Source organism: Arthrobacter sp. efr-133-TYG-104 (assembly GCF_030208915.1).
In the GTDB taxonomy this organism is placed as follows: Bacteria; Actinomycetota; Actinomycetes; order Actinomycetales; family Micrococcaceae; genus Arthrobacter.
The window spans coordinates 242,638-255,761 of record NZ_JARVTA010000001.1 but is presented as its reverse complement, the minus strand read 5'-3'; the positions used below and the strand labels follow the sequence as shown (position 1 = coordinate 255,761).

The 13,124-nt window shown below is 65.0% G+C and carries 10 protein-coding genes and 1 pseudogene; 4 read left to right on the top strand and 7 right to left on the bottom strand.

Translation table 11 applies throughout. The annotated features are described in order from the left end of the window. Positions 1 to 10 precede the first annotated feature (10 nt). The 4 genes and pseudogenes from QRN04_RS01175 to QRN04_RS01160 all read left to right on the top strand — a co-directional run bounded on the left by QRN04_RS01175 (position 11) and on the right by QRN04_RS01160 (position 4,598). Positions 11 to 1,111, top strand: a complete 1,101-nt coding sequence (locus tag QRN04_RS01175) for a substrate-binding domain-containing protein (RefSeq protein WP_284974313.1) — start codon at positions 11 to 13, stop codon at positions 1,109 to 1,111. Positions 1,112 to 1,335: 224 nt separating this feature from the next. After that, positions 1,336 to 2,760: an ABC transporter permease gene (locus tag QRN04_RS01170; protein WP_284974312.1), complete on the top strand. Its 1,425-nt coding sequence runs from the start codon at positions 1,336 to 1,338 to the stop codon at positions 2,758 to 2,760. A 2-nt stretch (positions 2,761 to 2,762) separates the two neighbouring features. After that, positions 2,763 to 3,455, top strand: coding sequence for an ABC transporter ATP-binding protein (locus QRN04_RS01165; RefSeq protein ID WP_284974311.1), 693 nt, complete (start codon positions 2,763 to 2,765; stop codon positions 3,453 to 3,455). Positions 3,456 to 3,528: 73 nt separating this feature from the next. Continuing rightward, positions 3,529 to 4,598: pseudogene (locus QRN04_RS01160) on the top strand (Gfo/Idh/MocA family protein). Between the two features lie 55 nt (positions 4,599 to 4,653). Here the strand turns inward: QRN04_RS01160 and QRN04_RS01155 are convergent. The 7 genes from QRN04_RS01155 to QRN04_RS01125 form a co-directional block, all read right to left on the bottom strand. Next, positions 4,654 to 5,235, bottom strand: a complete 582-nt coding sequence (locus tag QRN04_RS01155) for a recombinase family protein (RefSeq protein ID WP_284974310.1) — start codon at positions 5,233 to 5,235, stop codon at positions 4,654 to 4,656. 473 nt (positions 5,236 to 5,708) lie between these two features. Then, a complete protein-coding gene (gene galE / locus QRN04_RS01150) occupies positions 5,709 to 6,722 on the bottom strand; it encodes a UDP-glucose 4-epimerase GalE (RefSeq protein WP_284974309.1) in 1,014 nt (337 codons plus the stop codon). 66 nt (positions 6,723 to 6,788) lie between these two features. Next, positions 6,789 to 7,961, bottom strand: a complete 1,173-nt coding sequence (gene galK / locus QRN04_RS01145; RefSeq protein ID WP_284974308.1) for a galactokinase — start codon at positions 7,959 to 7,961, stop codon at positions 6,789 to 6,791. Continuing rightward, positions 7,958 to 9,109 (bottom strand): galactose-1-phosphate uridylyltransferase, encoded by a 1,152-nt coding sequence (gene galT, locus QRN04_RS01140; RefSeq protein ID WP_284974515.1) that lies wholly within the window; start codon positions 9,107 to 9,109, stop codon positions 7,958 to 7,960. Before galT ends, galK begins: the two co-directional genes overlap by 4 nt. A gap of 2 nt (positions 9,110 to 9,111) precedes the next feature. After that, the gene (gene mgrA, locus QRN04_RS01135) at positions 9,112 to 10,158 is read right to left on the bottom strand and encodes an L-glyceraldehyde 3-phosphate reductase (RefSeq protein WP_284974307.1); all 1,047 of its coding nucleotides are present in this window, start codon (positions 10,156 to 10,158) and stop codon (positions 9,112 to 9,114) included. A gap of 143 nt (positions 10,159 to 10,301) precedes the next feature. Beyond that, positions 10,302 to 10,622, bottom strand: a complete 321-nt coding sequence (locus QRN04_RS01130) for a hypothetical protein (protein WP_284974306.1) — start codon at positions 10,620 to 10,622, stop codon at positions 10,302 to 10,304. Between the two features lie 221 nt (positions 10,623 to 10,843). After that, positions 10,844 to 13,033, bottom strand: a complete 2,190-nt coding sequence (locus QRN04_RS01125; protein ID WP_284974305.1) for an alpha-galactosidase — start codon at positions 13,031 to 13,033, stop codon at positions 10,844 to 10,846. Positions 13,034 to 13,124: the final 91 nt, after the last annotated feature.

The following is a 13,124-nucleotide window of genomic DNA, read 5'->3' as shown; positions in this document are numbered from 1 at the left end:
GAACCAAGATATGCGAATGTTTGGTAAAGCAGGAAAGGCAGCAGCAGTCGCTGCCATCGCGGCACTGGCGCTGACAGCCTGCGGCCGCACGGACAGTGGGTCCAGCAGCAGCAACAGTGCAGGTGCGGAGGCGTTCCCCAAGGACTCGCTGATCGGCGTCGCACTTCCGCAGAAGACCAGTGAAAACTGGGTCCTCGCGGAGAAGCTGTTCAACGACGGGCTCACCGGAGCCGGCTTCAAGGCCGACGTCCAGTTCGCCAACGGAGGCGTTTCCGAGCAGCAGAACCAAATCAGCGCCATGGTCACCAAGGGTGCCAAGGTCATTATTGTGGGAGCCATCGACGGCGCCCAGCTGGGTACGCAGCTCAAGCAGGCCAAGGATGCCGGTGCCACCGTCATCGCTTACGACCGCTTGCTCCTGAACACCGCCAACGTGGACTACTACGTGGCCTACGACAACTTCAAGGTCGGCGTGCTCCAGGGCCAGGCGCTGTTGGACGGACTGAAGGCCAAGAAGCCCTCCGGCCCGTACAACATCGAACTCTTCGCCGGATCCCCGGATGACGCCAACGCCAAGGTCTTCTTCGACGGCGCCATGAGCATCCTGAAGCCGAAGATCGACGACGGTACCCTCAAGGTAGTTTCCGGCCAGACCTCGTTCGAACAGGCCGTTACCCAGGGCTGGAAGGCAGAAAATGCCCAGAAGCGCATGGATACCCTGATCGCGGGTTCCTACACCAGCGCTTCGCTGGACGGCGTACTGTCCCCCAATGACACCCTGGCCCGCGCCATCCTGACCTCGGTCAAGGCGGCCGGCAAACCGCTTCCTGTCGTCACGGGCCAGGACTCCGAAGTTGAGTCCGTCAAGTCCATCATGGCCGGCGAGCAGTACTCCACCATCAACAAGGACACCCGCAAGCTCGTTGAGCACGCCATCACCATGGTGAAGGACCTGCAGGCAGGCAAGCAGCTGGAGATCAACGACAAGGACTCCTACAAGAATGGTGTCAAGACTGTTCCGGCGTACCTCCTGCCGCCACAGATCGTGACCAAGGACAACGTCAAGACGGCCTACGTGGACGATCCGGTACTCGGCCCGATCACGAAGTAATTGATCATAAGCAACACCGCATAAAAGCAACACGGAAGCCCCGATCCGCCACACGGCGGGTTGGGGCTTTTGCGTTGGGGCTTTTGCACTGCCCTAAAAGCAGTGGCCCGCTCACCTTTCACAGCCCACACATAGCCTGGGCTGGCTCAGCGCACAGCGGCGCTGGGCAATGTTGGACCTGCGGCCCCGTTCCAGCGGGCCACCAGCAGGTCCAAAGGAGAAACGTGAGCGTCCTTGCCAGGAGCGTAGGCAATGCCTTCCGCAATAAAATCAGAACGGCTGCGGTAGTTGCAGTGTTGGCCGTGGCCATCGGCTTGGCACTGGCCATGCTCGTGGCCAACCAGGCCGTGGGCGCCAAGGTGCAGGAGCTCAACGCTTCGGTAGGCACCACGCTGACAGTGAATCCGGCCGGCGGCCAAGGCTTTGAAGGCGGCGGAGAACCACTGACCACCGCCGAAGCGAAGACCGCCGCGGCCGTTACCAACGTCACCTCCGTGGTGGGCACCAAGGCCTTGCGGCTACGGACTGCAACCACCGGTTCGACCACTGACACCACGCAGGCCGCCGGGCCGGGCGGCGCCGCTCCGGGCGGACAGCAAACGAACGTTACCACCAACCTGACGGCAGCGATCGACGCCGGAACGCTGGGCAACCGCAACAACGGCTCCACCGGCACAGGCGCAGGCACCACTGGCACACAGCCTGCCCGGAGTCTCCCCATCACTGCTACGGGAATCGGCGCAGAGGTGGATGCCGCTGGTAAAGCCCTAGCCATCACCAGCGGCACCGGGCTGGGTGATTACACAGCTGCCTCTGCGAAGGCATTGGTAGGGACCACGCTGGCGGAGAAGAACAACCTCAAGGCCGGCTCAACCTTCACCATTGAGGACAAGACGTTTACAGTCGCGGGTATCTTCGATGCGGGAACGACCTTCGGCAACAACGCAGTCTACGTGACCCTCCCCGAAGCCCAAGCACTGGCCGCAACCCCTGATGAACTGTCCTCGATGATCGTCACGGTGAACAGCATGGACAACGTGGACAGCACCAAGACGGCCGTCCAAAACGCACTCGGTGCGAGCAAAGCCGACGTCACCCAAGGACAGCGCAACCTTGCCACCGCCGTCAGTTCGCTGGGCAGCGTCAAGAACATCTCCATGGTCGCCTTCATCGCAGCCTTGGCCACCGCCGGGATCATAATCCTGCTCATCATGGTGATGCTGGTTCGTGAGCGCCGGCGTGAGATCGGGGTCTTGAAAGCCATCGGTGCACGCAACCGCACCATTGGACTGCAGTTCGTCCTCGAGGCCCTCGTGCTCGTTGCGTTGGGAAGTGTTGTCGGTGCAGCGATCGCTTCCTTCGCCAGCGGCGGGATCGCCTCGGCTTTGATCAGTTCGAACACCACCACGACGACCGCCGGCCCCACCCAGCGTGGCGGCGGGTTCGGTGGCGGCGGGTTCGGTGGGGGCGGTCAAGGCGGCCCGTTTGGTGGTGCGTCTCAACTGCTCACCTCCGTCACGGCCACAGCATCGCCGGGAGTTATAGCCATCGGCATCGCAGCAGTGTTCGCTGCAGCAATTATCGGCGCGTTGATTCCGGCGTTGCTTACCGCCCGCGTCCGCCCCATCGAAGTACTCCGAGGAGAATAGCCGTGATTGAAGTCAAGGACCTGGTCCGTCAGTTCAAGTCCGGTGACCGGACCATCAAACCCGTCAACGGCGTCAGTTTCGAGCTCGAGCGGGGAACGCTGGCGTCCATCGTCGGCAAGAGCGGCAGCGGTAAGAGCACACTGTTGTCCCTGCTGGGTGCGCTGGACAAGCCAACCAGTGGTGACGTCGTCGTCGACGGCGTGAGCCTGGCCGGGCTGCCGGACAGCAAGCTGACCGAGTACCGCCGTCGGGACATCGGCTTCGTATTCCAGCAGTTCAACCTGATCCCCAACCTCACCGCCTTGGACAATGTCATGCTGCCCATGGAGTTCGCGGGCGTGCGCAAAGCAAAGCGGCTGCAGCGGGCCAAGGAGTTACTGGAGCAGGTGCAGTTGGATCCGGAGAAACAGACGCGCAAGGTCAACCGCCTGTCCGGCGGTGAACAGCAGCGGGTGGCAATTGCCAGGGCGCTTGCGAACGAGCCCAAGCTGATCCTCGCTGACGAGCCCACGGGCAACCTGGACGAGCAGACCGGGGAGCACATCATCGAGCTCTTGAGCTCGCTGAGCCGGGACCACAACACCACCATCCTGGTGGTCACGCACGACCGCAGCCTCGCGCAAAAGACCGAACGCTGCTTCCGTCTTCAGCAGGGACGGCTCACCGAAGAGGCCAGGAAGGGCTCACTTCGGTGATTGTTGGGCCCACTTGCCGGGAACCTGGAATGGTTCCGGGCAAGTGGGCCGCGGGGGTGAGAGGATGGCAGGCATGACGCTCCCTATCGCCCAGCCATGGCTTTCCACGCAGGCCAACCAGGATCCTCGGGCAGCCACGGGCCGGCGCCTGCAGTGGGGCGTCGTGTCCACCGGCAACATCGCCACGTCCGTTTCCAAGGACTTGGCGTTGCTTGAGGACGCCGAACTTTACGCGGTGAGTTCCCGGAAGCAGGCTGCCGCCGACGCCTTCGCCGCCGAGCACGGGTTCGCCAAGGCATACGGCGACGACGGCGGTGTCCCCGGCTACCAGCGCATGGTTGAAGATCCCGCCGTCGAGGTGGTCTACGTGGCTACTCCCCATGCCCAGCATTTCGAGGTTGCCTCAGCGGCGCTGCGCGCCGGAAAGCACGTCCTGTGCGAGAAAACAGTGACCATCAACGCCCGCGAAGCCGCGCAACTGGCCACGTTGGCGCGGGAGCGGAACGTGTTCTTCATGGAGGCCATGTGGAGCCGGTTCCTGCCCAGCATGCAACGGGCATTTCCATAGCGGCTTCCGGCGAACTCGGAGAGATCCAATGGGTCAGCGCGGACCTGGGATTCCCTGCCCCGTATGATCCTTCGGCCCGTATTTGGGCGCTGAACGACGGCGGCGGCGCACTGCTGGATCTCACCGTCTACCCCTTGCTGTGGGCGCTCGGGACGTTGGAGTTCCCACAGTCGGTGACCGCGATCGGGTCCCTGAACGAGGACGGCGTGGATGTACAGAATGCCCTGACCTTGGGGTATGCGAGCGGCGCCCAGGCGCAGCTGACGTCGTCGTTGATGGCCCATGGTCCGCGGACAGCTACGGTGGCTGGCGGGCTCGGGTACTTGCAGGCTGTCGGATCAGTGAACAATCCCAGCGAACTGGTGATCCGAGTCGGGTGGGATGAACCGCGCCGGGAGCAGTTCGACGTCGTGGGTACCGGCTACACCTACGAGCTCCGGGAAGTCACGCGCTGCGTGCAGCAGGGACTCCCGGAAAGCCCTGTCATGCCGTGGGAAGACTCGGTCAACGTCATGCGGCTCTTTGACGGAGTGCGGTCCCAGCTGGGGATCCGCTACCCCAACGACGCGCGGTGAGGTGTGACTGTCGGCGATAAATGGCGGTCTTTTTGCAGCGCTAAATGTCGCCCTGCTAGTCGGCAAGCGCTCGTGACCGCCTGTAGAACGTCGCTCGGGACATACCGAGATCCCGGGCAACCTGCGCCGCGGGCTCGCCACCCTTGACCAGGCGAACAGCACTTCTGATCTGACTATCAGTAACCCGGCGGGGCCGGCCGCCAAGGTCCTTGCCAGCTTCTCTTCGCTTGATTATGGAATCAGTGACGCGTTCGCGCTTGATCTCGTGTTCCATCTGCGCGAGGGCGGCCATGATCGTGAACAACATAGAGCCCATCGGTGTTGCTGTGTCCACTTCGCCTCCGCCCAAGTTCAGGACGCGCAGGCCAGCGCCCCTGCTGCGGAGTTCGTCGGCGAAGGCAAGCATGTTCTGAGTGGATCGCCCGAGCCGGTCCAAAGTCGTGATGACGAGGGTGTCACCATCCATGAGTGCCTCGAGTGCTCGATCGAACTGGGGTCGCGACGCGCGCGCTCCGGAGACACCTTGGTCAACGTAGAGGTCATCACGCCGAACGCCGGCCTCCAATAGATCCGCCCGCTGCCGGTCAGTGGACTGCTGCCGCGTCGAAACCCGCGCATAGCCAATAGGCTTCGACACGCCTGCCTCCAATGTGTCTCATAACTAATGATTAGTACACCAATTCAAGCAGAAGGTTTCGAGACATAGTTATGAGAATCGCCGGGCGTAGAGAAAGTCGCGAGATTCCACGGGAATCAGGATCTTACGGGACAGAGTCAGTGAGACGTCTCGTATCCCAAGGGTTGCAAGGCACGTAGAGGAGTCAATTTAGGAATCCACGAAATCGTTTGCGTCTGATATTCGACTTTTGCGCAAGGCACCCCTCCTTGACCCCCGTCAAAGGTGTAGCCGCCCTCGCGGATCCGATTGGCCCAGGGCACGATATTCTCCGGCACTGGGCTCACGACTCTGAAATCGAACGGTCAGAGGGGCTGCTACCGTGTCGGTGCTCGGCGCAATGCGGCCGCCTGCATGCAGACGGCGGCGGCGTATTTATCTGACCGGATGACGATGTCACTCTGTGACGGTTGCTGAAAGGGAGGATGCCGGTCTTAGGCGTTGTAGCCGTGCGGGTTGTTGTTCTGCCAGCGCCAGTGGTCCTCGCACATCTGGTCCACAGTCTTGGTGGCGGACCAGCCCAGGTCCGCCTGGGCCGAGGCCGCGTCGGCCCAGAAGGCGGGGAGGTCGCCGACGCGGCGTCCGGCGCGCTCGTAGGGGATCGGGCGGCCCACGGCTTTTTCGAAGGAGTGCAGGACCTCGAGAACGGAGGAGCCCTTGCCCGAGCCGAGGTTCCAGCGGTAGACGCCGGGCCGGCCCGCCACGTGGTTGAGCGCGGCGACGTGTCCTTCGGCCAGGTCCACCACGTGGATGTAGTCGCGCAGGCAGGTGCCGTCCGGGGTGTCGTAGTCGCCACCGAAGACCATCAGCTTCTCGCGCCGACCCACGGCCACTTGGGCGATGAAGGGCACAAGGTTGTTGGGGATGCCCTGCGGGTCCTCGCCGATCCGGCCGGAGGGGTGGGCGCCGACGGGGTTGAAGTACCTCAGGAGGGCGATGTGCCAGCGGTCGTCCGCCGCTCCGAGGTCGGCGAGGATGTCCTCGATCTGTTCCTTGGTCCGGCCGTAGGGGTTGTTGGCGCCGATCTCCATTTTCTCCACGTAGGGGATCGGGTTGTGTTCGCCGTACACCGTCGCGGAGGAGCTGAACACGATTGACCGGACGTTGTGCCGGTCCATCGCCCGGAGCAGGTTCAGGGTGCCCACCAGGTTGTTGTGGTAATACATCAGGGGCTCCCGGACGGATTCCCCGACGGCTTTGAGGCCGGCGAAGTGGATGACGGCGTCGACCGCGTATTCGGCGAAGACGGCGTCCACCTCCGCCGCATCAACGAGGTCCGCCCGGCGGAAGGCCACGGGCGTGCCGCTGAGCTCGGCAACCCGGCGCAGCGATTCCTCGCTGGAGTTGACCAGGTTGTCGATCACCACCACCTCATGGCCGGCTTCCTGCAGGGACAGAACGGTGTGCGAACCGATGTAACCGGTGCCTCCGGTGACCAGAATTTTCATTGGGCGCTTCCTCAGGGATGGGGGGGCTGGAACGTCGCGTGTTCATGGGGCCGGCCATGCCTCACATCAGGGGATGCGGGCGGCGCCGGCTGAGGGGGTGACGGTGAAGATGTCCGGCCGGGTGAGCCCTGCGTCGGCGAAGGCGCGGGTGACGGCGTCGCGGACCTGCTGCTCGTCCTGCACCGGGGTGAGGGCGATGGCCGAGCCGCCGAAGCCGCCGCCGGTCATGCGTGCCCCGATCGCGCCGTGGATCCGGGCCGTGTCCACGGCGAGGTCGAGCTCGGGGCAGGAAATCTCAAAGTCGTCCCGCATGGAGGCGTGGCTGGCATCGAGGAGAGGGCCGATGTGCGCCGGTCCCCGGGTTTGCAGGACGTCCACGGTTTGCAGCACGCGGTCGTTTTCGGTGACGATGTGACGGACCCGCCGGAAGGTGGTGGCATCGAGGAGTCCGCTGGCGTTCTGAAGGTCGGCGACGGCGACGTCCCGCAGGGCTTTTACGCCCATGCGTTCGGCGCCGAGCTCGCACGCTGCGCGGCGGGAGGCGTAGCCGCCGTCGGCGTGTGAATGTTCCACTTTCGTGTCGATGACCAGCAGGACGAGTCCGGCCTCGAGGGTCTGGAACGGCACGAGTTCCACGGATTGGTCGCGGCAGTCAAGGAAGACGGCGTGGCCGGTGGCGCCGCGCAGCGAGGCCGACTGGTCCATGATGCCGGTCGGCGCTCCTACGAAGGCGTTTTCCGCGTGTTGGGTCAGCAGGACCATTTCCTCGGCCGAAAGCCCTGCGCCGGTGAGCTCATTGAGGGCGGTGGCGACGGCGCATTCAATCGCGTGCGAGGATGACAGGCCCGCCCCCAGCGGGACGTCGGAATCGAGGAGGAGGTCGAAGCCGGGAACCTCGATGCCGTGCTGCTGAAGCGCCCAGACCACTCCGAGGGGATACTTGGCCCAGCGGGTGACGGTGCCCGGCGCCAGGGCGGTGGTGGCGGCCTCAACGAGCCTCTGGTCTCCGGATGTGGACAGCAGCCGGACGGTGGAGTCGTCACGGAGCCGCACGGCGGTCCTGGCCCGGTTGTCGATCGCGAAGGGCAGGACGAAGCCCTCGTTGTAGTCGGTGTGCTCGCCGATCAGGTTCACCCGGCCGGGGGCGGCCCAGACGCCGTGCGGTGCCGCGCCGAAGGTGGCCTCGAAGCGGTCCGCCAGCTCGTGGGCCCGGGCGTTGCTGGGTGCTGTCGATGTCATGCTGAAACGCCTTCCGGGGCCAGAGCGGGGCGGGTTGTGAGGCCGGCCGGCGGGGCGGCCACTTCGCGCAGCCGGGCCGCGACGGATTCGGGGGTGGTGTCGTTGATGAAGGCACCCATGGCGGCCTCGGATCCGGCCAGGTACTTCAGCTTGTCCGCCGCGCGGCGCGGCGACGTCAGCTGCAGGTGCAAGTGACCGGCCCGGCGCATGGCGGGCGCCAGCGGAGCCTGGTGCCAGGCCGCGATGTAGGGGGTCGGCGTCGGATACAGGGCGTCAAAGCGCTTGAGGAGCTCCGGGTACAGCTCCGCCAGCTCGTCGCGCTCGGCCCCGTCCAGGGCGGCGAGGTCCGGGACCTGGCGGTGCGGGACGAGGTGGACTTCCAGGGGCCAGCGTGCCGCGAACGGGACGTAGGCGCTGAAGTGTGCGCCCTCGAGGACCATGCGGCTGCCGTCGCTGCGTTCGGCCTGGAGCAGGGAGGAGGTGAGCGTTGCCGTGCCGTCCGTCGTGGCGGCGAACTCGCCGGCTGCGGCGGCCAGCACCGCGGCGCGCGGTGTTACGTAGGGATAGGCGTAGATCTGCCCGTGCGGGTGGTGCAGGGTGACGCCGATGTCGGCGCCCCGGTTTTCGAACGGGAAGACCTGTTGGATGCCGGGCAGCGCGCTCAGCGCTTGCGTCCGGTGGGCCCAGGCGTCAATCACCGTGCGGGTCCGGAGCCAGCCCAGTTCGGCGAAGGACCCGGTGTGCTGCGGGGTGAACGCCACCACTTCGCACCGGCCTGTCGCGGGTCCTGTGGTCCCCCAGACCGGCGCCGCGGGAATCTCGTGGGCGTCAGGGCCGAGCGAGGGGAAGCGGTTTTCAAAGACGGCCACGTCGTAGTCCGGCGCCGGGATCTCGGTCTGGTTGGCCGGCGTCGTCGGACAGATCGGGCACTGGTCCGCCGGGGGCAGGTGGGTGCGCGACTGCCGGTGCGCGGCGACGGCCACCCATTCCCGGCTGAGCGCATCGAAGCGCAGCTCGCCGGGCTTGGGGCGGGCAGGCAGTTCCCGGTGGTCCACGAGGGATGGGGCGGGCCGCTCGGCGGAGCCTGCGTCGTCAAAGTAGAAGATCTCCCGGCCATCGGCCAGAGAGTTTGTGGTGATGCATGTCATGTTCATATTTGTGCTTTTCCTCGTGCGGGGTTGATATCGGACTCGACGGCGAATTCGTCGATCGATTTCAGCTCGTCCTCCGTGAACGCCAGATTGTTGATGGCGGACAGGGTGTCCTCCAGCTGCTTGACGCTGGATGCCCCCGCGAGGGCGGACGCGACGGGGGTGCCCTTGGGCTGGTCGCGGAGGATCCAGGCGATGGCCATCTGCGCCAGTGATTGCCCGCGGCCGGCGGCGATCTTGTTGAGCCCGCGGACACGGTCCAGTTTGTCCTCGGTCAGTGCCGATTCTGACAGGAACCGTTCCTTGGCGGCCCGCGAATCGGCCGGGATGCCGTTGAGGTAGCGGTTCGTGAGCATGCCCTGTTCCAGCGGGGAGAACGCGATGGATCCTGCGCCCACCTGCTCCAGCACCTCGTAGAGGTTGGGCGAGCCGTTTTCGGTCCAGCGGTTCAGCATGGAGTAGCTGGGCTGGTGGATGAGCAGCGGGGTGCCGAGCTCTTTCAGGATCCGGGCAGCCTCGATGGTCTGTTCCGGGGTGTAGGAGGAGATGCCTGCGTAGAGCGCCTTGCCGGAGCGCACGGCGTAGTCCAGCGCACCCATGGTCTCTTCCATCGGCGTCTCGGGGTCCGGACGGTGGCTGTAGAAGATGTCCACGTAGTCCAGGCCCATGCGCTGCAGCGACTGGTCCAGGCTGGAGAGCAGGGATTTGCGGGAGCCCCACTCGCCGTAGGGGCCGGGCCACATGTAGTAGCCGGCCTTGGTGGAGATGACGAGTTCATCCCGGTACGGCTTGAAATCGTCCCGCAGGTGGCGGCCGAAGTTGATTTCGGCCGAGCCGTCCGGCGGCCCGTAGTTGTTGGCGAGGTCAAAGTGGGTGACGCCGAGATCGAAGGCACGGCGCAAGATGGCGCGCTGTTCATCGAAGCGCTTGTCGTCGCCGAAGTTGTGCCACAGGCCCAGGGAGATCGCGGGAAGTTTCAGGCCGCTGCGTCCGACGCGGCGGTAGGGCATGGATTCATAGCGGTTGTCCGCAGCCGAATAAGTCATGGGTGCCTTTCTGTCAGGACCGCTCACGTGCAGGTTCGGAGTCAAGGGGTTCTCTGTTGGTTGAGGTGGTTTCCGGCTGCTTTTCATCGTGGGATGAGTGTTTCCTGGTCATGGTTGCCAGGGGAGACTGTTCCCATCGCGGATTACCATTCCTGCCTTTCCTGGATGGTGCCGAACGGGACATCCGGGTGGAGCTGGACGGTGAAGTCCCGGGGGGAGTTCCGGGAAACGAGGATCCCTTTGCCGCCATGCAGGGGGGACCTGGCCGCGAGGATGTCCACTGCTTTGTCCAGTTGGTCCTCGAGATGGCTGCGGTCCAGGACCTGAACGTGGAGGAGGTCTTCTTTTGATGCATCGGTGTACATGGTGGTCCTGCGGATTTGTCCTCGCACGCGCGGAGGGGCGGAATAGAAAGGTATTTCCAGGGTGCCCTGGGTTTCCAAGACTGAAGTCTCGTTTTCCATCTTTATTCCTGACTCAAACTGTTTTGAACTGGTCCAAAAGATGGCCGGAAGAGGCCGGCTGTGGCACGGAATTCCTAGGTACAAGCCTGTCTGCGAACTGATGTACCGGTGCCACCTGTGACCAGGATTTTCATTTACATCCTCTAACTAGCGCGGAGGCTGCCCCGCCGTTTCCGCCGCTGCGGAGAACGGGGGAAACGGCGGGGCTTGCCAGTCAGTTGTTACAGTGCGGTGAGTTCGAGCAGCAGTGCGTGTTCCGGGTTGAGGGCAGGCATGGGCAGTCCCACCTCGGCCAGGAAACGGCCGTCCGCGACGGCGCCGTCCGCCAGCCAGGCCGGGGGGCGGACCTGCGTGAACGTGTGCGAATAGTCGAAGTCACCCGGAGCCGGGAAGACGGCCTCCACACGGTACTCCCGGGCCGGCTCCAGGCCGGGGATGGAGATCCGTCCCGGTTGTTCCGCAAAGGCGGTGCGTGTGCTGACCAGGGCGAACAGCGCCGCCGTGCCTTGACCAGCATCCTCCGGGGCCACCACGCCGTGGAGCATGAGGGAGCCGTCGGCAACGTCGGCGCGGACCATGCGCCCGGAGTGGATGAGGTTCCGATATTTTTTGTAGAGGGCGATGAAGCGTTTGAGTTCCTCCCTTTCGGCGCCCTGAACGCTGCGGACATCCCATTCCATGCCGAAGTGGCCGAACAGGGCGGTGATGGCGCGGAAGGAGAGGTCGTGGGTGCGGGCGGTGGTGTGTGATGTCGTGGGGCCAATGTGTCCGCCCACCAGCTCCGGCGGAACCACGACGCCGGTCCAGCGTTGGATGGTCTGGCGTTCCAGGGCGTCGTTGCAGTCCGAGCCCCAGATCCGGTCGGTGCGTTCCAGGATGCCCAGGTCCACGCGCGCCCCGCCGGAGGAGCAGCTCTCGATTTCGACGCCGGGATGGGCCTTGCGGAGTTCGTCAAAGAGGCGGTAGGCGGCGAGGGTCTGTTCGTGGACGGAGGAGCGGCCGGCGTGGCCGTGTTCGAGCAGGTCCCGGTTCTGGTCCCACTTGAGGTAGCTGATGTTGTTTTCACGCAGAAGGGCGTCAATGCGATCGTAGATGTATTGCCACGCCGCCGGGTTTACGAGGTCGATGACGTGCTGCTGCCGCCATTCGAGTGGCAGCCGGCCGCCGTCCTTGTAGCTCTGGACGGACGGGCCAACAATCCATTCGGGGTGCGCACGGACGACGTCGGAGTCGAGGTTGACCATTTCCGGTTCCACCCAGAGGCCGAACTCCATCCCACGGGAAGTCACAGCATCGATCAGCGGTGTGAGGCCGTCGGGCCAGAGTGACTCGTCGACGTACCAGTCGCCCAGTCCGGCGCGGTCGTCGCGGCGTCCGCGGAACCAGCCGTCGTCGAGCACAAAACGCTCAACACCAAGCTCCGCGGCGGACTCAGCCAGCTCGATGAGGGTGGCCAAGTTGTGGTCGAAGTAGACCGCTTCCCAGACATTAAGCACCACCGGGCGAGGCTTGCCGGCGGCCAGGCCGGTGCTTGCTGCCGGCAAAACGTGGTGGGGGCGGGACCGGAACCAGCTGTAGAACGCCTCGCTGATGCCGTCCAGGCCACGGTCCGAGTACGCAGCAAAGAGCGCCGGAGTGGTGTAGCTGGCGCCTGGGGCGAGGACGACCTCGGCAGGGCCCAGGAGCTCGGAGCCGCCGATCATAGTGCGGCCGTCGCCGATGCTGTCGGCGAACTGTTCGTGGTTGCCGCTCCAGGCCGGGTGCGTGGCCCAGACCTTGCCGTGGCGGTTGCCGAAGCCGGAGGTGCCGGCGGCGAAAAGCAGGGAGGAGTCGTGTCCGGTGCGGCCGTGCCGGCCGGTACGGACCCAGGTGCCCTGTTGGATGGGGCGGCGCTGCGGGTGGCGTTCACGGCACCAGCGCCCAGTGAGGTCAAGGAGTTCGGTAGCGTTGGGTGCCACCGGGAGGACTGTTGCCAGTTCGTCGAGCTGGTAGGGCGTGGCGGCGTCATTGGTGAGGGTGTGGCGGAGTTCCAGCAGGCCGCCGTCGTGCAGTGTCAGGGAGGAGGAGACGGTGAGTCCGGCATCGGGATCGGACTGGACGATCACCGCTGAGGTCCCCTCGACGCTCACTGTCACGACGCGGAGGCGGGCTGAGAAATCAAGGCCCGTGACGCCGTCGACCATCCGGTGTCCGCGCAGGGCAGCCCGGCCTCGCCAACCGGATGCCGCCTGGGGCAGGAGGCCAGTGGGTACGGCGGCGTCGATGGACGACGGCGGGATAGCGGCTGTGAGGATAGCGAGGTCCGGCAGCGTGCTGCCAAGATCCGCGCCCCAGTGGATGACCTCGGCCTCCCGGCTGTCGAAGCTGATCACCAGGCTGGTGCCGGCGGAACGGAGGTGGAGCGGGTCCATAAATGATGTCCTTCTGCGGGTGTGGAAGTAAGGGGTGGGCTGCGCGCCGCGGGGAAGACGACGACCGCGGCGCGCAGCCGGTAAAGCGGAT